The sequence below is a fragment of the Streptomyces sp. NPDC097129 genome (assembly GCF_055668065.1).
In genome coordinates, this window is record NZ_JBVOQE010000010.1 from 257,047 (window position 1) to 278,507 (window position 21,461).

At 73.4% G+C, this 21,461-nt stretch carries 18 protein-coding genes; 6 read left to right on the forward strand and 12 right to left on the reverse strand.

All coding sequences use genetic code 11. The features are described from left to right. The first annotated feature begins 36 nt into the window (after positions 1-36). A complete protein-coding gene (locus AC0B9F_RS27655) occupies positions 37-978 on the forward strand; it encodes a DMT family transporter (RefSeq protein WP_472007290.1) in 942 nt (313 codons plus the stop codon). Here the strand turns inward: AC0B9F_RS27655 and AC0B9F_RS27660 are convergent. The 11 genes from AC0B9F_RS27660 to AC0B9F_RS27710 all read right to left on the reverse strand — a co-directional run bounded on the left by AC0B9F_RS27660 (position 970) and on the right by AC0B9F_RS27710 (position 15,450). After that, positions 970-2,292: an MFS transporter gene (locus AC0B9F_RS27660; protein WP_472007137.1), complete on the reverse strand. Its 1,323-nt coding sequence runs from the start codon at positions 2,290-2,292 to the stop codon at positions 970-972. The two genes, AC0B9F_RS27655 and AC0B9F_RS27660, sit on opposite strands and share 9 nt — an antisense overlap. A 193-nt stretch (positions 2,293-2,485) precedes the next feature. Next, positions 2,486-3,565 (reverse strand): Zn-dependent alcohol dehydrogenase, encoded by a 1,080-nt coding sequence (locus AC0B9F_RS27665; protein ID WP_472007139.1) that lies wholly within the window; start codon positions 3,563-3,565, stop codon positions 2,486-2,488. A gap of 10 nt (positions 3,566-3,575) precedes the next feature. Next, entirely contained in the window at positions 3,576-4,964 is a 1,389-nt protein-coding gene (locus tag AC0B9F_RS27670; protein WP_472007141.1) for an aldehyde dehydrogenase family protein, read from the reverse strand. 473 nt (positions 4,965-5,437) lie between these two features. Then, positions 5,438-6,763, reverse strand: coding sequence for an ABC transporter ATP-binding protein (locus AC0B9F_RS27675; RefSeq protein ID WP_472007142.1), 1,326 nt, complete (start codon positions 6,761-6,763; stop codon positions 5,438-5,440). A gap of 265 nt (positions 6,764-7,028) precedes the next feature. Next, complete coding sequence (locus AC0B9F_RS27680; RefSeq protein WP_472007144.1) at positions 7,029-7,781, reverse strand: class F sortase; 753 nt, start codon at positions 7,779-7,781, stop codon at positions 7,029-7,031. Next, complete coding sequence (locus AC0B9F_RS27685) at positions 7,768-8,424, reverse strand: hypothetical protein (protein ID WP_472007145.1); 657 nt, start codon at positions 8,422-8,424, stop codon at positions 7,768-7,770. Before AC0B9F_RS27685 ends, AC0B9F_RS27680 begins: the two co-directional genes overlap by 14 nt. Positions 8,425-8,525: 101 nt before the next feature. Beyond that, a complete protein-coding gene (locus AC0B9F_RS27690; RefSeq protein ID WP_472007146.1) occupies positions 8,526-9,773 on the reverse strand; it encodes an MFS transporter in 1,248 nt (415 codons plus the stop codon). Positions 9,774-9,794: 21 nt separating this feature from the next. After that, the gene (locus AC0B9F_RS27695; RefSeq protein ID WP_472007291.1) at positions 9,795-11,243 is read right to left on the reverse strand and encodes a CitMHS family transporter; all 1,449 of its coding nucleotides are present in this window, start codon (positions 11,241-11,243) and stop codon (positions 9,795-9,797) included. Between the two features lie 87 nt (positions 11,244-11,330). After that, on the reverse strand, positions 11,331-13,562 hold the full coding sequence (locus tag AC0B9F_RS27700; protein WP_472007147.1) for a molybdopterin oxidoreductase family protein: 2,232 nt from the start codon (positions 13,560-13,562) through the stop codon (positions 11,331-11,333). A gap of 479 nt (positions 13,563-14,041) precedes the next feature. Beyond that, positions 14,042-14,659: a TetR/AcrR family transcriptional regulator gene (locus tag AC0B9F_RS27705; protein ID WP_472007149.1), complete on the reverse strand. Its 618-nt coding sequence runs from the start codon at positions 14,657-14,659 to the stop codon at positions 14,042-14,044. Further along, the gene (locus AC0B9F_RS27710) at positions 14,656-15,450 is read right to left on the reverse strand and encodes a nuclear transport factor 2 family protein (protein ID WP_472007151.1); all 795 of its coding nucleotides are present in this window, start codon (positions 15,448-15,450) and stop codon (positions 14,656-14,658) included. The genes AC0B9F_RS27705 and AC0B9F_RS27710 overlap by 4 nt, the downstream gene beginning before the upstream one ends. Before the next feature lie 198 nt (positions 15,451-15,648). Here AC0B9F_RS27710 and hmgA point away from each other — a divergent pair, with 198 nt between their 5' ends. Genes hmgA through AC0B9F_RS27725 form a run of 3 tightly spaced genes read left to right on the forward strand, consistent with a single transcriptional unit; the run spans position 15,649 to position 18,948 of the window. Continuing rightward, a complete protein-coding gene (hmgA, locus tag AC0B9F_RS27715) occupies positions 15,649-16,998 on the forward strand; it encodes a homogentisate 1,2-dioxygenase (RefSeq protein WP_472007153.1) in 1,350 nt (449 codons plus the stop codon). 42 nt (positions 16,999-17,040) lie between these two features. Then, on the forward strand, positions 17,041-17,790 hold the full coding sequence (locus tag AC0B9F_RS27720; RefSeq protein ID WP_472007155.1) for a GntR family transcriptional regulator: 750 nt from the start codon (positions 17,041-17,043) through the stop codon (positions 17,788-17,790). A 12-nt stretch (positions 17,791-17,802) separates the two neighbouring features. After that, a complete protein-coding gene (locus tag AC0B9F_RS27725; protein WP_472007292.1) occupies positions 17,803-18,948 on the forward strand; it encodes a type ISP restriction/modification enzyme in 1,146 nt (381 codons plus the stop codon). A gap of 9 nt (positions 18,949-18,957) precedes the next feature. Here the strand turns inward: AC0B9F_RS27725 and AC0B9F_RS27730 are convergent, their stop codons facing one another. Then, positions 18,958-19,671 carry a TetR/AcrR family transcriptional regulator gene (locus AC0B9F_RS27730; RefSeq protein WP_472007156.1) on the reverse strand — a complete coding sequence of 238 codons (714 nt, stop codon included), beginning with the start codon at positions 19,669-19,671 and terminating at the stop codon, positions 18,958-18,960. A gap of 63 nt (positions 19,672-19,734) precedes the next feature. Between AC0B9F_RS27730 and AC0B9F_RS27735 the strand changes: the two genes are divergently transcribed. Further along, positions 19,735-20,679 carry an ATP-binding cassette domain-containing protein gene (locus AC0B9F_RS27735; protein WP_472007158.1) on the forward strand — a complete coding sequence of 315 codons (945 nt, stop codon included), beginning with the start codon at positions 19,735-19,737 and terminating at the stop codon, positions 20,677-20,679. Beyond that, positions 20,676-21,458, forward strand: a complete 783-nt coding sequence (locus tag AC0B9F_RS27740; RefSeq protein ID WP_472007160.1) for an ABC transporter permease — start codon at positions 20,676-20,678, stop codon at positions 21,456-21,458. Before AC0B9F_RS27735 ends, AC0B9F_RS27740 begins: the two co-directional genes overlap by 4 nt. The last annotated feature ends 3 nt before the right edge of the window (positions 21,459-21,461 follow it).

Genomic DNA, 21,461 nt, shown 5'->3' on the forward strand with positions numbered 1-21,461 from the left:
CCCCTGACCCTCCGTCCCCCTAGCCTCGGGAGCATGATGAGCACCTCCCCCACCCGCCGTGCCGAGCTGCTCGCAGCCGCCGCGGCCACGGTGACCGTGGTCCTCTGGGCCTCCGCCTTCGTCTCCATCCGCAGCGCGGGCGCCGCCTACTCCCCCGGCGCGCTGGCCCTCGGCCGTCTGCTGTCGGGGGCGCTGGCGCTCGGCCTGATCTGCCTGATACGGCGCGAGGGGTGGCCGCCGCGGGCCGCCTGGCGCGGGATCGCGGTCTCCGGGGTGCTGTGGTTCGGCTTCTACATGGTCGTCCTGAACTGGGGCGAACAGCAGGTGGACGCCGGGACGGCCGCCCTGGTGGTGAACATCGGGCCGATCCTGATCGCGCTGCTCGGCTCCCGGCTGCTCGGCGACCCGATGCCGCCGCGGCTCATGGCGGGGATGGCGGTGTCCTTCGCGGGCGCGGTGACCGTGGGCCTGTCGATGTCCGGTGACGGCGGCTCCTCGGTGCTCGGAGTGGCGTTGTGCCTGCTGGCCGCGATCGCCTACGCCGGCGGGGTCGTCGCACAGAAGCCCGCGCTGGGGAAGGCGACCCCGCTGCAGGCGACCACGTTCGGCTGTCTGATCGGTGCGGTGGTGTGCCTGCCGTTCGCCGGGCGGCTGGTGCACGAGGCGGCCGGCGCACCGGTGTCGGCCACGCTCAACATGGTCTACCTGGGCGTGTTCCCGACCGCGCTGGCGTTCACGACGTGGGCGTACGCGCTGGCCCGGACGACGGTGAGCCGGATGGGCGCGACGACGTACGCGGTGCCCGCGCTGGTGGTGCTGATGTCGTGGCTGGCGCTGGGCGAGGTGCCGGGGCTGCTCACGCTGGCGGGCGGCGGGCTGTGCCTGGCCGGGGTGGCGGTCTCCCGCTCCCGGTCGCGGGCCGCCCGGGTCGTGGCGGCCGGAGCGCCACGACCCGGGAAGGACCGCGAGTCAGCGTGAACGGGCGCGCGAGGCGAGCACCTTGATGGACAGCAGGGCGACGGCCGACAGGCCGATGATGTAGCCGGCGACGGACATCGAGGTGCCGGTCGCCTCCAGCAGCAGCACCATCACGAAGGGCGCCAGCCCGCCGCCGGCCACCGCGGCGATCTGGTAACCGAGGGAGGCGCCGGTGTAGCGCATCTCGGGGGTGAACAGCTCGGCGAAGAGGGCGGCCTGCGGGCCGTACATGATGCTGAGGAAGCAGCTGGCGACGAAGGTGCCCACGGCGAGCCACAGCAGCGAGCCGGTGTCGATGAGCAGGAACAACGGGACGGCCCACAGCGCGATGCCGACCGCGCCGAAGGCGTAGATCCGGATGCGGCCGACCCGGTCGGACAGGGCGGCGGAGGCGGGGATCAGCACCAGCTGGGTGAGGCTGACGCACAGGGAGACGGTGAGCACGGCGCCACGGTTCATGTGCAGTTCGCGGGTGGTGTAGTCGAGGACGCCGGTGATGAGGATGTAGAAGGTGGCGGTGTTCACGGCGAAGGAGCCGCCGGCCAGCAGGACCGTGCCGAGGTGGTGGCGCAGGATCGTGCGCAGCGGCGAGACGGTGTCGGTCTTCTCCCGTCGCGCGAGCGCCTGTTCGGCCTGCCTGAACTCGGGGGTCTCCTCGACGCGGGTGTGGATGTACCAGGCGAGGACCAGCACGAGCAGGCCGGCCAGGAACGGCACGCGCCACGCCCAGGCCGCGAAGGCGGCGTCCGAGGTGAAGGCGCCGGCCAGCAGGAAGACCGTGTTGGCGGTCACCACCCCGATGGGGACGCCGAGTTGGACGACGCTGCCGTACACGCCCCGCTTGCCCTCGGGGGCGTACTCGGTGGCGAGCAGCATGGCGCCGCCCCACTGCGCGCCGACGGCGACGCCCTGCACGACCCGCAGGACGACCAGCAGGACGGGGGCGGCGACACCGATCGTGTCGTACGTCGGGAGCAGGCCGATGCCGGTCGTGGCCAGGCCCATCAGGGTGAGCGCGAGGACCAGCATGGGTTTGCGGCCCCGCTTGTCGCCCAGGTGCCCGGCGATGATGCCGCCGAGGGGGCGGGCGAGGAAGCCGACGGCGAAGGTGGCGAACGAGGCGAGGACGCCGGCGGAGGGGCTGCCGGCGGGGAAGTACAGGTCGCTGAGGACGAGGGCGGCGGCGATCCCGAAGACGAAGTAGTCGTACCACTCCACCGCCGAGGCCAGGGCCGCCGCGGTGGCGACGCGACGGCGGTTGCCGGTGACGGGCGCGGTGGTGGTGAGCGGCTGAGCGGAAGGTGCCGTGTCCATGCGTGCACACTCCGATGGGTGCGGGGGACGGAACGGGGGGCGGCTCGAGTTCCCGGGAACGTACTGACCGGACGGTATGCCCGTCAACGGGTCGCACGCCCCGAGTTTTACCTGTAGCCGGCACGCGTTCGGGCGGCGGGCATGACGGCGTCCCCGGCCGCGCTCACGGCCGGGGACGGGGACGCGCGGGGGGCTAGAAGACGACCAGGGCGCGGCCGCCCTTGCCCGCGAGCATGTTCTCGAAGGCCGCCGGAATGCCGTCCAGCGCGATGCGCTCGGTCACCAGCGCCGACAGGTCCAGGCGGCCGGCCCGCACATGCTCGGCCAGTACCGGCAGGTCGGCGGCCGGGTCGCAGTTGCCGTAGACGCAGCCGGACAGGGTGCGGCCCCAGTGGAAGATCTCCAGGGCGTTGAAGGTGACCTGCTGGTCCTTGCCGCCGATGCCGACGACCGTGGTGCGGCCGCCGCGCCGGGTCGAGTCCCAGGCGGCCCGGATCGACACCGCACGGCCCACGCACTCCACGGCCGCGTCGACGCCCTGCTTGCCGGTGAGGGCACGGATCTCGCGGGCGGTGTTCTCGGAGGCGACGACGTAGTGCGTGGCGCCAGCGGCGCGGGCCAGCTCCTCCTTCTCGGGCGAGACGTCGACGGCGACGATCGTCGACGCCCCGGCGATCCGGGCGGCCTGGAGCGTGGCCAGACCCACTCCCCCGGCGCCGAAGACGGCGACACTCTCGCCCGGTCGCACCTGCGCGGAGTGGTGGACGGCGCCGTAGCCGGTGAGGACGGCGCAGCCGAGCAGGGCCGCGTCGGTGAGCGGGACGCCGGCCGGTACGGGCAGCACGCAGGAGGCGGAGACCACGGTTTCCTCGGCGAAGGCGGCGACGTTGAGCCCGGGGTGCAGCTCGGCGCCGTCGGCGGTGCGGGCGTGGACGTCCGCGGCGCCGCCCAGGGCGTTGGCGCACAGCCACACCTCGCCGCGCGCGCAGGCGGGGCAGCTTCCGCAGGCCGGGGCCCAGTTGAGGACGACGCCGTCGCCGGGTGACACGCGCGTGACGCCCTCGCCGACGGCGACGACCGTGCCGGCGCCCTCGTGGCCGAGCACGGCGGGCACCGGGACGCGCATGGTGCCGTTGGACAGCGACAGGTCGGAGTGGCAGACGCCGGCGGCGGCGAGACGGACCCGGACCTGGCCGGGGCCGGGATCGGGCAGCTGGATGTCCGTGATCTCCAGCGGGGCGCCCACGGCGGGCAGGACGGCAGCGCGAACCACGTGAACTCTCCTAGAACTGCAGGGACTTGGTCTGGAGGTACTCGGTGAGGCCGTGGGCGCCCAGCTCGCGGCCGACGCCGGACTGCTTGTAGCCGCCGAAGGGGGCGAGCGGGTTGAAGCGGCCGCCGTTGATGTCGACCTGGCCGGTGTCCATCCGGCGGGCGAAGGCCACCGCCTCCGCCTCGTCGCCCGCCCACACCGCGCCGGCCAGGCCGTAGACCGTGCCGTTGGCGATGCGCAGGGCGTCGTCCTCGTCGTCGTAGGGCAGGATCGACAGGACCGGGCCGAAGATCTCCTCCTGCGCGATCGTCATCTCGGGGGTGACGTCGGCGAAGACGGTCGGGCTGACGAAGTAGCCGCGCTCGCGCGGGGACTCGGGGCCGCCGGCGACGAGCCGGGCGCCCTCGGCGATGCCCTTCTCGATGTAGCCGAGCACCCGCTCCTGCTGCTTGGCGTTGACGACCGGGCCGATACGGTCGCCGTACTTGACGGCGGCGGCCGCGGCGAGCGCTACGGCCTCGTCGTACCGGTCGCGGTGGACCAGCATCCGGGTCCAGGCGCTGCACGTCTGCCCGGAGTTGGACATCACGTTGGCCACGCCGACGTTGACGGCCTTGGCGAGGTCGGCGGAGGGCAGGACGACGTTGGCGGACTTGCCGCCCAGCTCCAGGGCAACCTTCTTGATCGCGGCCCCGGCCAGCGCGCCGATACGGCGGCCGACGGCGGTGGAGCCGGTGAAGGACACCATGTCGACGCCGGGGTGCTCGGCGAGGGCCTGGCCGGCGACCGGGCCGAGGCCGGTGACCAAGTTGAACACCCCGGCGGGGAGACCGGCCTCATGCACGGCCTCGGCGAACAGCTGGGCGGTCAGCGGGGTGTCCTCGGCGGGCTTGAGCACGACCGTGCAGCCGGCGGCGAGGGCCGGGGCTACCTTGGCGACGATCTGGTGCAGCGGATAGTTCCACGGCGTGATCGCGCCGACGACGCCGATCGGCTCGTGGAACACGGTGGAGTTGCCGGCCTTCTCCTCGAAGGGGTACGTCGCGGCCAGCTCCGCGTAGGAGCCGGCGACGGCGATCGGCACGGCCGCGTGCACGTTCTGTGAGAACGGCAGCGGGGAGCCCAGCTCGGCGGTGACCGTCTCGGCGATCTCGTCCTTGCGCGCGGCGAGCGCGTCCCGCAGGGCGGCCAGACGTGCGGCGCGCTCGGCGGGCTGGGTGGCCGCCCACCCTGGCAGGGCGGCGCGCGCGGCCTTTACGGCGTTGTCGACGTCCACGGCGTCACCGGCCGGGACACGGCCGACGACCTGCTCGTCGGCCGGATTCACCACCTCGATCACACCGTCGCCGGCGGCGGGGCGCCAGGCGCCGTCGAGGTACATGCCGTCGTGTGCCTTCATCGTGTTCCTCCGCGCGGGTCTCGTCGTCCGAGACACAAACTAGCGGCGATAGTTTTACCGCGCCAGACGCGGCCGGGTGACATCACGTCGTGGGGGCGGCGATGCGGGTGCCTGCGGCGCGGGGTCGTGTTTCGTCTGCGGGTGCGTTGTGGCTGGTCGCGGGTGCCTGCGGCGCGGGTGCCTGCGGCGCTGGGTGCGTGGTCGTCTGCGGGTGCGTTGTGGCTGGTCGCGCCGTTCCCCGCGCCCCTTTGTGCCTGCGGCGGCCCGTTGCTGTCCGGTGGCCGGTTGCCGCCTGCGGTGCGTTGTGGGTCGGGGCCGGGGTGGGGGGCGTCCGTCCTCGGTCCGGCCGGCCGTTTGCGACGCGCTCGCTGTTGGTCGGTGCCGGCCGCTGCGGGCGGACGCCCCCCACCCCGGCCCCTTCCCGCCGTACGCGGCTGCGGGCCGTCGCCCCGGACGGTCCCGGGGTGGCAGGGCTACTCGTCGAGGTCCGGGGCGTGGGACGGGTTCGGGCAGATGCGTTCGCCGTGCTGGTCGAAGACGAAGAGGTGGGCCAGGTCGACCAGGAGCGGGACCTGCATGCCGTGGCGCAGGCGCAGGTCGGGGGTGGTGCGGACGACCAGGTCGCCGGGGACACGGGTGGTCGGCGGCGCGGGCTCGGTCGGGCGGTCCAGCACCACGACCGGCCCGGCCCGCAGCGCCCCCGCCCGTTCACGCAGCCGTTCCAGGACGGATCCCTCACGTCGGCGCCGCCGCTCCGGACGGGACGCGGGGCGCGGGGCCTCGAGTTCCGGTACGACGGCGGGGCGGGACCCGGTGTTGAAGTGGACCAGGCTCTCGTGGCCCTGGAACTCGATGTGCTCCACGAGCCCCGTGAGCGGCACCTCCCCTGGCCGTGCGGTGCTGTGCTGGGCGATGCGCACGGCCTCCGAGCGCAGGCCCACGATGACCTCGCGGCCCTGCTGGACGCGGAGCAACTGGTGGTCGAGGGACAGCGGTTCCGGCAGCCGCAGGAACTGCTTGCCCAGGCTGATGGTCATCGCGCCGTCGAGCGGGGCGCGCACCAGGCCGCGCAGCAGGTTGATACGCGGGGTGCCGATGAACGCGGCGACGAAGACGTTGCGGGGCAGGGCGTACACCTCGCGCGGCGTGCCGACCTGCTGGAGAACACCGCCGCGCAGTACGGCGACCCGGTCGCCGAGGGACATGGCCTCGCCCTGGTCGTGGGTGACGTACACCGTGGTGACGCCCAGTTCCCGGGTGAGCGTGGAGATCTCGGCGCGCAGGTGGTTGCGGAGCTTGGCGTCGAGGTTGGACAGCGGTTCGTCCATCAGGAACGCCGACGGGTGCCGGGCGATGGCCCGGCCCATCGCGACGCGCTGCCTCTCGCCGCCGGAGAGCTGGCCGGGGAAGCGGTCGAGGAGTTCCTCGATGCCGAGCATCCGGGCGGTGGCGTCCACGCGGGGGCTCGGGTCGGCGCCGGGGGACTCGATGCGCAGCGGGAAGCCGATGTTGTCGCGGCTGGTCATGCTCGGGTACAGGGCGAAGTTCTGGAACACCATCGCGATGTCCCGGGCGGACGGCGGCAGATCGTTGGCCCACTCGCCGTCGAGCAGCAGCGTGCCCTCGGTGATCTCCTCCAGCCCGGCGATCATGCGCAGCACGGTCGACTTGCCGCACCCGGAGGGACCGAGCAGGACGAGGAACTCGCCGGGCGCGATGTCCAGCGTGAGCCGGTCCACCACGCGGGCGCCTTTGGCGTAGACCTTGCTGATGTCGTGCAGGGAGATGGCGCGTGTCATGAGTGTCGTCCCTGAGGCCAGACGGGGGCGCTGGTGCTCCGCGGTCGGACGCCCCGTCCGGGATGCACGGAGCGTGTGAGTCACGGAAGTTAACGGAACGCACTCGGCCGGGGGAAGACACCGGTCGGCATCACGCGCTCCCGTCCAGCAGATGAGAAAGCGGACGCGAGCATTCAGATCGCCCCGGGACTCCGGTGCGGCATCCCCGGGCCCGGGTTCCGGCGCGGCCGACCTGCGGTGCGGGTGGGGACACCGCCACCGCAGGTCACTTGACGCCGGTCAGATGGGCGAAGACGACCACGTTGCTGGTGTATCCGGTGCGCCGGCTGAACAGGCCCCCGCAGGTGATCACGCGCAGCTCGGGGCGCCGGGACGGGCCGTACACCTCCTTGTCCGGGAAGCCGGACTTGTCGAACACCCGCACACGGTCCACCGTGTAGACGGCGGTGCGGCCGTCGGCGCGACCGACCTCGATGGTCTTGCCGGGCTTGACCAGGGCGAGACCGGCGAAGACGGCGGGACCCTTCGTGGTGTCGCGGTGCCCGACGGCGATCGCGGTGCCCTGCTCACCGGGGGTGGGCCCGCCCTGGTACCAGCCGACGAGCTTGGGCCGGTCGACCGGGGGCGTCTGCAGTTCCCGCTCCTCGTTCAGCCGCAGCCCGGTGACCGGCGCGTCGATCCCCAGCGACGGCACGCGGAAGGTGGTGGGCCGGGACCGGGGCAGCGGGCCGCTCGGGGGCGTGGGGCGGGCCCGGACGCGGGCCACCTTGGGACTGGGCCGGGGCGGGACCGCCGGGGGACTGCTGCGCGGCGGGGCCGTCCCGGCGCCCTCCCGGTCCGCGTCCGGCGCGCTCGCGGCCGTGGCCGGTGCGCCCGCCTGGGCCGGCGCGGCCGGGTGGTCGTGTCCCGAGCACCGGACCCCCACCGTCACCAGGACGACCGTCAGCACGGCCGTCCTGGTGAGGCGGTAGGCGCGGGTCCGGTACCAGGGCCTGCGTCTGCGCCTAGGCGGCACCATGGTTGCGCCGGCGCATCATCCGGAAGTACACCGCGGCACCGATGGCGACCACACCGACGCCCGCCGCCGCGGTCACCGGCGTGTAGGCGGCCGCCGTGTCGACGAGCCCGCCGCCGCCCGCGTGCACGCCGCCGCGCGGCCCGTCCTGGTCGTGGCCGCCCCAGGCCGCGTCACCGCGCTGCTCGTGGTCCTCGATCTGGCCGGGGCCGTGAGCGCGGTTGTCCTTCTCGGGGCACTTGACGCGGAAGACCTTCTCCTTGGGCGTCCCGGCGATGATCCACGTGAGCTTGTACTGGCCGTCGGCCAGCCCGAGCACGTCGGTGTGGCCGGCGCCGCCGGCCAGCGGGATGGTGCCGGTGGTGGTGGCGGCGGTGGGCAGCGGGGGCTGTGCCTCGATGGTGTAGGCCACGGTCGGCAGCCGGTCGAAGTTGACCGCGTCCAGGTAGAACTTGCAGACCACGGAGTCTTCCTTGGAGACGCCGTACGGCATGTGCTCGCTGTGGATCCGGATGTCGCCGTTCTCGCCCTGAGCCACCGCGGCCGGCGCCGCGACCCATGACGCGCCGGACGCCGCGAGGGCGGTGAGGACGACGGCGGCGCCTGCGCGGGAGGCGAAGGGACGTGGAAGTGTCAGGGTGGGCATGCGGTTCCTCCGAGTCAGGACGATTTTCATACAAATCGCTCTTTCGCCCTGGACTCTGCGACACGCGGCCGACGGGTCATGGCAACCCGCCCGGCGCGTCGTCAGATATCGCTCGTGCGGCGCAGCCGGGACCGCCCGCGCACCTCCCCCGCCGCCCGACCGCCCCCGCCGGACCGGGCGCCGCCGCCCGGCGCCCGCAGCGCGACGCCCGACGACACCAGCAGCAGCGCCCCGAGCATCACGAACGGCGCCGCCACCCCGGCGGCCCCCGCGACCAGGCCCGCCGCGGCGGGCGCGGCCACCTGGCCCAGGCGGTTGCCCGTCAGCCGCAGGGCGAGCGCGGTGGAGCGCGCGTCGTCGGGCGCCGCCTGCACCACGGTCGTCATGGACAGCGGCTGCCCCACCCCGAGGCAGAACCCGAGCACGACGAGCGTCCCGCCGAGCGCCCACACCGGCAGCGGCAGCGCGATCCCGGCGCACAGCACGCCCGCCAGCAGACAGGTCACCGTCAACAGCAGCGTGCGGCCGAGCATCCGCAGCAGCGGTGTGAGCACCAGACGGCAGGCGATGGTCGCCGCCGCCCGCAGCGAGAGCAGGACGCCGATGACGCTCGGCGCGATGCCGCGGTGCTCGCCGACCACCGGGAGATAGGCGGTGAGGACGTCGGTCGCGGACAGCACCGCGAGACTGACGAGGATGCCCGCCGGAACGCCCCGCGTGCGCAGGATGCCCCGCACCGGCACCGGCTCGGCCCGCTCGGCACGGGACGCGGGCGCCGCACGCCGGTGCTCGATGCGCCACAGCGATGTGAAAGCGGCCGCCGCGCCCGCGCCCGCGACGAGCAGCGCGCGGGCGCTGCTGCCGGCCATGTCCGCACCGCCGATCAGGGCGCCGGCGGCGACCGGGCCGACGAGCTGGCCGAGGGAGGCCCCGATGGTGAAGTGGCCGAAGTTGCGGTCCTGTTCGTGCGGGGCGGACTGGCGGGCGACGAGCGACTGGGCGCCGATGACGAAGCAGAGGTGGCCGAGGCCCATCACCCCGCTCCACACCGCCATCGCCCACAGCGAGCCGGCGAGGCCGCTGAGCGCGCAGCCGCCGGCGATCAGGACCACGCCGGCCGGCAGCAGCGGTGCGCACCGGCCGTGGTCGGTGCGGCGGCCGAGCGGTACGGCGGCGAAGAGCGGCAGCAGCGCGTACACACCCGCGATGACGCCGACCGCCCGCTCGTCGGCGCCCAGCGCGAGGGCCCGGTAGGAGACGGCGGGCCGGGCCATCGACACCGCCCCCTGCGCGAACCCGAAGGCGATGACGAGGCGGAGCAGCCAGCCGCGGTTCCCACCGGACGCCATGGGTTCCTCCTCCGTGAGGGGTCAGATGATGCCGAACAGGACGGCCGCGCCGAGCACCACCAGCGCGGTCAGCGCGGCCCACTTCACGACGAACCGGGTGTGGTCGCCGAACTCGACCTTGGCCATGCCGACCAGGACGTAGACGGCGGGCACGAGCGGGCTGGACATGTGCAGCGGCTGGCCGATGATCGAGGCGCGGGCGACCTCCACCGCGGAGACCCCGTGCGCCTGTCCCGCCTCGGCGAGGACCGGCAGGATGCCGAAGTAGAAGCCGTCGTTGGACATGAAGTACGTCAGCGGGATGCTCAACACGCCGGTGACGAGCGCCATGTGCGGGCCCATGCCGTCGGGGATGTTGTGCACCAGCCACTTGGCCATGTGCTCGACCATGCCGGTGCCCTGCAGGACGCCGGTGAACACGGCGGCGGCGAAGACCATGCCGGAGACGTTGAGGACGTTCTCGGCGTGCGCGGCGATCCGGGCCTTCTGGTCCGGCATGTGCGGGAAGTTGACGGTCAGCGCGAGCGCGGCGCCGAGCAGGAACAGCACCGGGATCGGCATCCACTCCATGATCATGGCGGTGAGCAGCCCGACCGTGAGCAGCGCGTTGAACCAGTACAGCTTGGGGCGCAGGGTGGCGCGGTGCGGGTCGAGGCCCTGGAAGCCGTCGTCCCCGGACTCCTCGGGAAGGGCCGCGCCGCCGCCGGAGCCGCCGGTCACGCTCCTGGCGCCCTGGCCGGCGCCGGTGCCGGAGCCCGCGCCCACGAGGACCGTCTCCTGCTCGGCCGGCTCCTCCACCAGCACCTCGTCCAGCGTCAGCACGCCGAGCCGCTTGCGCTCGCGGCGGCCGAGGACGTAGGCGAGGGCGAAGACGAACAACAGGCCCATGGCCAGGGCCGGGATCATCGGTACGAAGATGTCGCTCGCGTCGAGCTTCAGCGCGGCGGCCGCGCGGGCGGTGGGGCCGCCCCAGGGCAGCGTGTTCATCACGCCGTTGGCCATGGCGGCGACGCCGGTCATCACGACCAGGCTCATCTTCAGGCGCTTGTACAGCGGGTACATCGCCGAGACGGTGATCATGAAGGTGGTCGAGCCGTCGCCGTCCAGCGACACGATCGCGGCGAGCAGGGCGGTGCCGACGACGATCCGCAGCGGGTCGGCTTTGCAGAACTTCAGAATTCCGCGCACGATCGGGTCGAAGAGCCCGACGTCGATCATCACACCGAAGTAGACGATCGCGAACATCAGCATCGCCGCGGTGGGGGCGAGGCCGGTGACTCCGTCGATGACGTAGTCGCCGAGCTTGGCCCCCTTGCCCACGAAGACACAGAACAGTGCCGGTATGAGCACGAGCGCCGCGATCGGCGACATCTTCTTCAGCATGATCAGGACCAGGAAGGTCGCGATCATGGCGAAGCCGAGAATGGTCAGCATGAGTGGATACCTAACGTTCGCCCTTGAACATCCCACCAGGGGCCGGCGGTGCGACGACGTTAGGTCGCGTCGAACGGTGTTAACAAGACGTTGACGTGCGAGCAATAAGCGCAAAACTCCAGGTCACAGCTCTGGGGTGAGGTCGACGGGCACGCCGTTGAGCACCGCGTTGCCGGACAGCGGGTCGAGCAGGCTGCCGTCGAGGAGCTGGTTGACGTTGGCTCCGGGGTCGGCGGCGGCGTGGTGCAGCCGGGTGCCGGGGCGGTCGTGACCCCAGCCGTGCGGCAGGCTGACGACGCCGGGGCGGACCGCGTCGGTCACCTCGACGGGAGTGGTGACCTCTCCCCCGGCGCCCTTGACGCGCACCACGGCTCCGTCGCGCACGCCGAGCCGCTCGGCGTCGGCCGGGTTCAGGTGGAGGGTGCAGCGGTTGGAGCCGCCGGTGAGCGCCGGGATGTTGTGCATCCAGCTGTTGTTGGACCGCAGATGGCGCCGGCCGACCAGGACCAGCCCGGCGGGGCGCTCGCGCAGGGCCGCCCGCAGCCGGGGCAGGTCGCCGGCGATCGGCGCGGGCAGCAGCTCGACCTTGCCGCTCACCGTCTTCAGCGGCTGCGGCAGACGGGGCCGCAGCGGGCCCAGGTCGATGCCGTGCGGGTGGGCGAGCAGCTTCTCCAGCGTCAGCCCGTCGGGACGTGCGCCGAAGCCGTCGCCGTAGGGGCCGAGGCGCAGCATCAGGTCGAGCCGGCGCTCGGGGCCGTCGTCGCCGGTGAGCAGCGCCGTCAGTTCCCCGGGGTCCCGGCCGTGCACGGGTGAGTGCGGGTCGCGGACCGCCTTGGTGAGGGTCTGGTCGATCACCATCGCGTCGACGGCGGACGGCTCGGCGCCCTGCATGCCGGTGACGGCCAGGACGAGCCGGGCGAGGATCTCGGTCTCGGCCATCCGGTCCGGTTCCAGCGGGACGGCGGGGCGGGTGTAGCGGACCTGGTTGCGCACGGCGAGGGTGTTGAAGGCGAAGTCGTGGTGCGGGCTCTGCGCGGGCGGGGGCGGCGGCAGGACGACGTCTGCGTGGCGCGAGGTCTCATTCAGGTACGGGTCGACGCTGACCATGAAGTCCAGCGAGGCGAGGGCCTTGTCGAGGCGGTCGCCGTCGGGTGCGGACAGGACCGGGTTGGCGGCGATGGCGATCAGCGCGCGGACGGGTGTGCCGTCCTCGGTCGCGGTGTCGATCTCCTCGGCCAGCGCGGACAGCGGCAACTCGCCCTTGGCCTCGGGGTGTTCGCTCACGCGGGAGTGCCAGCGGCCCAGCTCGAAGCCGCGGCCGGGGCCGGCCGGGCGGGGCGCCTTGTCAGTGGCGGCCTGCGGGAAGAGGGCGCCGCCGGGGCGGTCGAGGTTGCCGGTGAGGATGTTGAGGACGTCGACGAGCCAGCTGCCCAGGGTGCCGAACGGGACGGTGCAGCTGCCGATACGGCCGTATACGGCGGCGGACTCGGCCGTGGCCAGTTCGCGGGCGAGGGCACGGATGTCGCCGGCGTCGAGGTCGCAGGCGGCGGCCGCGGCTTCCGGGGTGAAGTCCCGCAGAGCGTCCCGGAGTTCGTCGAGACCCTGGACGTGCGCGGTCAGCTCGCCGAGCCGCACGAGCCCTTCCTCGAAGAGGACGTGGGCCATCGCCGCGAGGAGCAGGGCGTCGGTGCCGGGGCGGATGGCGAGGTGCCGGTCGGCGAGGCGGGCGGTGCGGGTGCGGCGCGGGTCGATCACCGTGAGCGTCCCGCCGCGGCCCTTGAGGGCCTTGAGCCGGCCGGGGAAGTCGGGGGCGGTGCACAGACTGCCGTTGGACTCCAGCGGGTTGGCGCCGAGGAGCAGGAGGTGGTCGGTGCGGTCCAGGTCGGGGACCGGGATGAGGTTGGCGTCGCCGTAGAGGAGCCCGCTGGACACGTGCTTGGGCATCTGGTCGACGGTGGAGGCGGTGAACAGGCTGCGGGTGCCGAGGGCGCCGATCAGGACCGGCGGGTAGAGACCGCCGGCCATGGTGTGCACGTTGGGGTTGCCGAGGACGACGCCGACGGCGTGCGGTCCGTGCCGCTCGGTGACGGGACGCAGGCCCTCGGCCACCGCACGGAAGGCCTCCTCCCAGGTGGCTTCCCGCAGTGCGCCGTCGCGGCGGACCAGGGGAACGCGCAACCGGTCGGGGTCGGAGTCGACGGCGCCGAAAGAGGCGCCCTTGGGGCAGATGAACCCCTTGCTGAACACATCGTCGCGGTCACCGCGGGCGCCGGTGACGCGCGTGCCCTCGATGGTCAGGGTCAGCCCGCAGGTGGCCTCGCACAGGGGGCAGATTCGCAGGGCGGTGCGGGGCACGGGTCCTCCCGGAGTACGGCACGACGTCGACGTCACTCGGTGACGCGGGGACCCGGCTGAGCATACCGAGCGGTATGCCGGAAGGGGAGGGGTGCGGTGGGGGACGTCTTGGGGGGCGCCGACGGGGGGCCGTTGTTCGTCTGCGGGTGGGTGGGGGCCCTTGTTCGTCTGCGGGTTCGTTGTGGCTGGTCGCGCCGTTCCCCGCGCCCCTTTTTTGTGCCTGCGGCGGCCCGTTGCGGTCTCGTCGTGGCGTGCGTCGCGCCTGCGGTTCGTTGTGGGTCGGGGCCGGGGTGGGGGGTGTCCGTCCTCGGTCCGGCCGCCCGTTTCCGACGAGCGCTCAGTGTGCCGGTGCCGGCCGCTGCGGGCGGACACCCCCCACCCCGGCCCCTTCCCGCCGTACGCGGGTGCGGGCCGTCGCCACTTCCGCCGCGGGTGCGGGCCGCCGCGTGAGACGGGCAGTCAGGGGCGGTCGTCGGTGCTCAGTGCAGGATCCGGCCCAGATAGGCCCGTAGCAGTTCGCGGGTTTCCGCGATGATGGCCTCGTCACCCTGGGGGTTCATGCGGAACGCCAGCTGCACCAGGGTGTCGGCCGTCTCGACGGCCACCAGGAACGTGCGGCGCAGCGCCTCGTCCGGTTCGCGGCCCAGGAAGTCCGCCAGCAGGTCCGTCAGCCGCGCGGCGACCCTCAGGTTGGGCTCGGCGTGCGCGGCGCCGATGGGTATCTGATTGCCGAAGTCGACGAGGGAGAAGCCGGGCGCCGTGCGCTTCATGGCCAGGTATTCGTCCAGCACGGCGTCCATCGCCACGCGCCAGTCGCCATGGGCGACCCCCTTGAGCCGCTCGGTGGCCCGCTGGGTGTAGCGGTCGAGGTTGCGCTGGGCGAGCGCGTCGGCCATCTGCCGCTTGTTGCCGAAGAAACGGTAGACCGAGCCGATGGGCACACCGGCGCGCAGCGCGACCGCACGGGTGCTCAGGGCGTCGTAGCCGACCTCGTCGAGGAGGTCGGCGCACGCGTCGAGGATTCTGGTCAGCCGTTCGGCACTGCGCCGTTGCACGGGGGCGCGGCGAAGGGATGTCGCGTCGGGCACGGGCATCATGATGCCTTTCCGCCGGGGTGCGGTGAACCTCGCCCCCCGGTACGCACAAAGGCGTCCCCAGTGCTCACCGCGGGGTGCCGGGGCCCGTCGCGTCTCGCCGCCGCGGGCGGCCGGGCGCCGCCTCCGATCACGCGACGGCCGTCATCACCCGCCGCGGCACGCCGGGCGCCGGCACCGCTGCCCACGGCGCGTGCTTGGTCCTCATGCCCCGCGGGCCGCCCGGTGCCGGCATCCCGCTCCGCCGCGCCCGGCGCTCCCCCGCCGCCCGTCGTCGCGGCCGCGGTGTCTCCCGACGCCGTGATGGCCGCCGTGTTCTGCACCGCCTTGCCGCCGACCGACCAGACCGTGCCGTCGTCGGCGTAGAGGCGGACGGTGACGTGGTGCAGGCCGTGCGGGACCAGGCGGGCCGGCAGGCGGTACGCGGGCGTGCGCAGGTCGGCGAGGCGGTGGCCGTCCAGCCACAGGCGCGCCGTCCCGTGCCCGGCCGCCGCCTCGGTCCGCGTCCCGGGCGGCGAGAGGCGGAAGCGGCGCAGGATCAGCCGTACGTCCCACGTACCGCCCGCGTGGGGCTGGACCTCGACGCCCACCTCCGGCGCGTGTTTCGCGCCGATCTCGCGATAGTGCCGTCCTTCCTCGTCGGTGTCCTTGAGGACCGTGCCCACTGGCTGGGCGGTGTCCCCCGTGCCCTGTTTCTCCCGTCCCCCCGCCTCGCCCGAGCCGCAGCCCGCCGATCCGGGAAACAGCAGGACAGCGACTACGAGCGCGGCGGGAAGCCCACGCTTCCATGCCATGTCCGGGAGCGTAGAACAGCCGTCCGGGCCGCCGGATCCCCCTGAGGTCGGGTTCCGGCCGTAGTCCTCCGGTAGGGCGGGTATCCCTCTTGCGCCCGCGAAACCGCAATCCTACGGTGATACATAGGATTGCGGTCGCCGGGATCCGACGACGCAAAGAGCAGCGCACAAGAGCAGCAGCGCAAGGGAGCGATGTGCATGAGCGGGGACGCGCGCAAGACCGCCGAGGGGCTGACCTACCTGTCGGGGTTCGGCAACGAGCACAGCTCGGAGGCCGTGCCCGGCGCCCTGCCCGTCGGCCGCAACTCGCCCCAGCGCGCACCGCTCGGGCTGTACGCCGAGCAGCTGAGCGGGACGGCGTTCACGGAGCCGAGGGCGTACAACCGCCGCTCGTGGCTGTACCGCATCCACCCCTCGGCCGCCCACCCGGCGTTCACCCGCACCGGCAACGGCGCGCTGCGCACGGCCCCCTTCACGCAGACCGTGCCCGACCCGAACCGGCTGCGCTGGAACCCGCTGCCCGAGCCGGGGCCCGAGACGGACTTCCTGGCCGGCCTGTGGACGCTCGGCGGCAACGGTGACGCCACCCAGCGCACCGGCATGGCCGTGCACCTGTACCACGCCAACGCCTCCATGGACCGCGTGTTCAGCGACGCGGACGGCGAGCTGCTGATCGTCCCGGAGCGCGGCGGGCTGCTGCTGCACACGGAGTTCGGCCTGCTGCACGCCGAGCCCGGCCATGTGGCGCTGATCCCGCGCGGGGTGCGCTTCCGCGTGGAGCTCCTCGACACCGCACCCGACGGCGGGCGGAGCCCGGCCGCCCGCGGTTACGTCTGCGAGAACTACGGCGCCCCGTTCCGCCTGCCCGACCTCGGCCCGATCGGCGCCAACGGCCTGGCCAACGCGCGGGACTTCCAGGCGCCGGTCGCCGCGTACGAGGACGTCGAGGGTCCGGTGGAGGTGGTCAACAAGTTCTGCGGCAACCTGTGGCGCGCGACGTACGACCACTCGCCGCTGGACGTCGTCGCGTGGCACGGCAATCACGTGCCGTACGTCTACGACCTGCGCCGTTTCAACGCGATCGGGACGATCTCCTACGACCACCCGGATCCGTCGGTCTTCACCGTGCTGACCTCGCCCAGTGACACGCCCGGGCTGGCCGGTGTCGACTTCGTCGTCTTCGCGCCGCGCTGGCTGGTCGGCGAGGACACCTTCCGGCCGCCGTACTTCCACCGGAACGTGATGAGCGAGTACATGGGCCTGATCGAGGGGGCCTACGACGCCAAGACGGCCGGGAAGGGGGGCTTCGTGCCGGGCGGCGGCTCGCTGCACAACATGATGTCGGCGCACGGGCCGGACCGGGACACCTTCGACAAGGCGAGCGCGGCCGAGTTGAAGCCGCAGAAGCTCGACGACGGCCTCGCGTTCATGTTCGAGACCCGCTGGCCGGTGACGCTCACCCCGCACGCGGCGCGCGCGGACCATCTCCAGCAGCGCTACGACGACGTCTGGCAGGGCCTCGAGCGTCACTTCCGCACACCTTCGTGATCCGGTTGCAGTGACCCCGCCCCGACCGGTACGGATGGCCCTGTGACCTCCTTCGCCCCGGATTCGATCGTCCTGAACCGCAAGCTGCCGCTGTGGTACCAGGTGTCGCAGTCGCTGCGCGCCTCGATACTCGGCCGTTCGCCGCAGGACCCGCTGCGCCTGCCCACCGAGGAGCAGCTGGCCGGGCACTACGGCGTGAGCGTGCTGACGATGCGGCAGGCGCTGAAGGAGCTGGAGGAGGAGGGGCTGATCACCCGGCACCGGCGGCGCGGCACGTTCATCGAGCCGGCCGCCCAGCGGGGCGCCCCGGTGCGGCTGCTGGGCTCGGTGGACGCGATCGTGGCCCAGCAGTCCGGCATGGTGACCGAGCTGCTGGAGCACGGCCGCGGTCCCGTCCCGGCCGAACTCGCCGGCTTCTTCCCGGAACCGGCCGAGGCGGCCACGTACCACCGGCTGCGCAGCGACGAGAAGACCGGCGAGCCGACCAACCACGCCCGCAACTGGGTGCGGCCCGAACTGGCCGCCCGTATCGACCCCGAGGACCTGGTCCGCTGGCCGATGACGAAGGTGCTGCGGGACGTCGTGGGCGTGGAGATCAGCCGGATCACGGACACCGTGGAGGCCCGGCTGGCCGACCCGGAGACTTCGCGGCTGCTCCAGGTGCCGCTGCTGAGCCCGATCCTGCACTACACCGGCGTCACCTACGACCCGCAGGGGCGGGTGCTGGACGTGGCCGTCATCCACTACCGCGGCGACCGTTTCTCCTTCACGGTCACCCTCGACGCCCACTGAGTGCGTCGTACGATGCCCGGCGTGACGTACGACGACGTTCCGTTGCTGGCGGACCTCATGCCGTGGTCCGTCGCACCGCCGCGGCTCGGCCGTGGCTGGCCGGCGGGTCCCGACGCCGCGTCCCTGAAGGCCCGCTGGGAGGCCCTGCTGAAGGCCGGGGTCCCCGGCCGCGAGGCGCTGTTCGAACCGACGCGGGCGCGCACCCTGCACTCGGCGGTCGCGCAGCTGCCGGGGCAGCGGGCCGGCACGGAGAGACTCGCGCGGGCGTCGGGGCCGTGCCCGGAGCCGGTGCGGGCGCTCGTGGCGCCGTTCGACGAGCAGTGGCTGATCCCCGATCACCGGCTGATCGACGCGGCCCGGCCGGAGCTGTGGCGGGTGGCGGACGAGCGGCAGGTGTTCGTGGTCGAGCTGCCGGACGCGCTGCTGGCCACGTCGTGCTTCCCGCTGCTGCGGGGTGGCCGGGTGCGCCCGCTGTACCGCCGCCCGGGCGGCACGGAACCCAATCTCGCCCCCGGTCTGACGGAGTGTCTCGCCGCCCGCCTGGGCCACCCCGTCACCGCGCCGGACGTGCTGGCCTGGACGCTCACGGCCGTCCGCCCCGACCGCAGCGTGCCGCTCACCGGGGATGCCGAGCTGTGGGCGCGCGGGGTGGAGCTGGGCCGGCGGGTGCTGTGGCTGATGCGGCGCGACGGGGAGCGGCCCAAGCTGCCCGGCGGCCGCCGCCCCTACGTCCGCGCCCCGCTGCCGCCCCGCCCGCTGTCGGTGCACTACGACCGCGAGGAGGAGGCCCTGCACCTGGAGGAGGGCCGTGTCGCGCCGGTGCCGCCGCAGGCGTGGGACTACGAGGTGGACGGCGTCCGGGTGCTGGAGCAGTGGTTCGCCGCGCGGGTCGCGGAGGGCGAGCCGGGCACCCTGGCCGCAATCCGTCCGGCGACCTGGCCGCAGGCGTGGACGTCGGAACTGCTGGAGCTGATCACCGTCCTCGCCCTGCTCGCGGACGTCCGCTCCCAGCAGGAGGAGTGGGAGATCTCCTCCCCGGTGACCGCCTCCGACCTGCGCGCGGCGGGCGTCCTGCCGGTCCCGCTGTCCGCGCGCCGTCCCGCCTCCGTCCTGGACCACCAGGAGGAGGGCCCGGAGGGCCAGTTCGCGCTGCTGTAGCCACGCGAGCTAAGCGCGGGGCGCGAACGCGTCCAGCACGCGCCCGAGCGCCCGCTCGAACACCGCCTCCAGGTCGATGGGGCCCGCGTCCTCCGTGAACGCGGCCGCCATCCGCGGGTACGCGCCGCTCGCCACCTGGGAGCCCAGGTAGGCGATGCGTACGGCGCTCTCCTCCTGCGGGGACCAGGGCAGGGCCCGGGTGCGCTCGGCGGTGGCCAGTTCGTTCGCGGTGTAGGTGGTGACCACGCCGTTCAGCATGGCGATCAGCTCCATCTTGGTGCCGTAGGACGCCTGCAGCGGGTCCAGGCAGGCCAGACAGTGCTCCAGGTAGCGCAGGGCGTTCGGGCTGAAGCCGTACACCGGGGACATCAGGCGCGGCAGCCACGGGTGGCGGTGCATCAGGGCGCGGGTCTGGTGGGCGACGCGGAGCATGTCGGCACGCCAGTCGCCGCTCGGCTCCCACAGCTCGTGCTCGGCGCTGACCGCGTCCACCATCAGCTCGTACAGGTCCTCCTTGCGGGGGACGTAGTTGTACAGCGACATGGTGCCGCAGCCCAGCTCGGCGGCGACCCGCCGCATGGACACCGCGTCCAGCCCCTCGGCGTCGGCGACGCGCACCGCGGCCTGCGCGATGCCGGCCCGGTTGTACGCCGGTTTCGGCCCGCGTCCGGTGCGCTCGGGGCGCGCCCAGATCACTTCGGGTACGGCCGCTCGGCCCGCCATCGATCATCACCTCGCCCACCATGTTAGTTACGTACACCGTACGTAGTGCGGTATGGTCACGGCATGACTTCTACGTACGCTGTACTTAGTGAAGGTCTGGAGAAGCGTTTCGGCGAGGTACGGGCCCTGCGCGGGCTCGATCTCGCGGTGCCCGCGGGCACGGTGTGCGGCCTGCTCGGGCCGAACGGGGCGGGCAAGACGACGGCGGTGCGGCTGCTGACCACGCTGCTGCGCCCGGACGCCGGCTCCGCCCGGATCGCCGGGCACGACCTGGTCCGCGAGGCCGGCGCGGTACGCCGCCGGATCGGCGTCACCGGGCAGTACACGTCGGTCGACGGGGACCTGACGGGGCGCGAGAACCTGCGCCTGTTCGCGCGGCTGCACCGGGTGCGCGGCCCGGCGGCGCGCGCCGATGAGCTGCTGGAGCGCTTCGGGCTCACCGAGGCCGCCGGCCGCCCCGCGTCCACCTACTCGGGCGGCATGCGACGCCGCCTGGACCTCGCGGCGAGCCTGGTGTGCCGCCCCGAGGTGCTGTTCCTCGACGAACCGACGACCGGCCTGGACCCGGGCAGCCGCAACCGGATCCGGGACGCCGTGCGCGAGCTGAAGGCGCGGGGCACGAGCGTGCTGCTGACGACGCAGTACCTGGAGGAGGCCGACCAGCTCGCCGACGACATCGCCCTGGTCGACCGCGGCCGGGTCGCCCACACCGGCAGCCCCGCCGAGCTGAAGGCACTCATCGGCGCTCAGGCCGAGGTGGTCGTCGCGGACCCGGACGCGCTGGCGAAGGCGGCGGGCGTGCTCGACCGGCTGACCGGAGCGGAGCCGTCCTTCGACCACGAACGGCAGGCCGTGGCGGCGGTGACCCGCGACGCCACCCTGACCCTGCCCCGCCTGGTGCGGGCACTCGACGCGGCAGGCGTGCCGCTGCTCGACGCGAGCATCCGGCCCCCCACCCTCGACGACGTCTTCCTCAGACTCACCGACCGGACGGAGGTCGCGGCATGAGCACGCTGGCGTACGACGGGACGGCGATGGTGGGGCGGCAGCTGCGCCGACTGCGCAACAACCCGGGGCTGCTGGTCCTGACCCAGACCATGCCGGTCACGATGCTGCTGTTCTTCGGGTACGTCTTCGGCAGCGCGCTGGCGATGCCCGGGGCGCGGTACCGCTCCTTCCTGGTGCCGGGGCTGCTGGTGGCCACCGCCGCGAACGGGCTGATGACCGGCATGTTCCAGGCCGCCCAGGACGTCCACCGGGGCGTGAGTGACCGGCTGCGCACCCTGCCCATGAGCCGGGCCGCCGTACCGCTCGGCCAGGCGGCCGCCGAGCTCGCCGTCACGGCCGCCGGGACGGTGCCCTTCCTGCTGGTCGGGCTGCTGGTGGGATGGCGGATCGAGGGGACGGCGCTCGAGGCGGTCGGCGCGCTCGCGCTGCTGCTGCTCTTCCGGTTCGCCTGCTCCTGGGCCGGCATCTTCCTCGGGCTGCTGAGCCGCAGCGAGGAGGCGGCGGGGCAGCTGGGCAGCGCGACGTTCATGCTGCCGCTGCTGTCCAACGCCTACATCCCCGTCGACGGCATGCCCGGCTGGCTGCGCACGCTCGCCGAGTGGAACCCGATCAGCGCGGTGACGACGGCCCTGCGGGACCTGTTCGGCAACGCGCCCGTCCCCGAGGGAGCCGCCTGGCCCGTGGCCCACCCGGTGGCCGGCTCGCTGGCCTGGTGCGCGGTGCTGCTCGCGCTGTTCGCCCCGCTCGCCGTACGCCGGTACGCGCGCGGGGAGAGCTGAATC